At 74.5% G+C, this 656-nt stretch carries 2 protein-coding genes; both read left to right on the plus strand.

The window, feature by feature from the left end:
* The coding region (locus tag GT042_RS08955) for a hypothetical protein (protein WP_161308170.1) at nucleotides 1–182 on the plus strand (182 nt) is incomplete at its 5' end.
* Nucleotides 183–234: 52 nt separating this feature from the next.
* On the plus strand, nucleotides 235–656 hold a 422-nt coding region (locus GT042_RS08960; protein WP_345943720.1), incomplete at its 3' end, for a TetR family transcriptional regulator.

Raw genomic sequence — 656 nt, forward strand, 5'->3', positions numbered from 1 at the left:
ATGACGGCGGGGTGGAGCCGGGCGCGCGGGACGGCGCGGCGGCGGAGAGGGCGACAGGAGACGGGGCATCGGGGGAGAGCGACGGGGACGGCCGCGCCGCGGCTCTCGCCCTCGCCGCGCGCCGACACGCGGTGGTGGTCGCGGTGGAGCGTCTCGTACGGCCGGAACGCACAGGTGACTGACCGTTCAGTTATGTACCGCCCCGCACCGCCCGTCCTTGTCTACGATGAGGCGGTGCCCCGAGACTCCCGCACGACCAAGGCCGGCCTCCTGCGCGCGGCGACGGACGAGTTCGCCGCGCACGGCATCGCCGGCGCGCGGGTGGACCGGATCGCCGCGGCGGCCGGGTACAACAAGAACCTGATCTACGTGCACTTCGGCAGCAAGGAACAGCTCTTCGACGCGGTGTACGAGGCCGCCGTCGCGGACATCCTGGCCGCCGCGCCCTTCGACGCCGACGACCTGCCCGGGTACGCGGGCGCGCTCTTCGACTTCCACTTCTCCCACCCCCACCTCATGCGGCTCGCGCGCTGGCACAGCCTGGAGCGCCCCGGCGAGGTGCTGCCGCTCGCCGAGCAGGCCAACGCGGAGAAGCTGCGGCTGCTGTCGGCGGCCCAGGGCGACGGCCGGGTGGACGCGGGCCTGCCGCCGCAGGC

This window comes from Streptomyces sp. SID3212, from assembly GCF_009865405.1.
GTDB lineage: Bacteria > Actinomycetota > Actinomycetes > Streptomycetales > Streptomycetaceae > Streptomyces.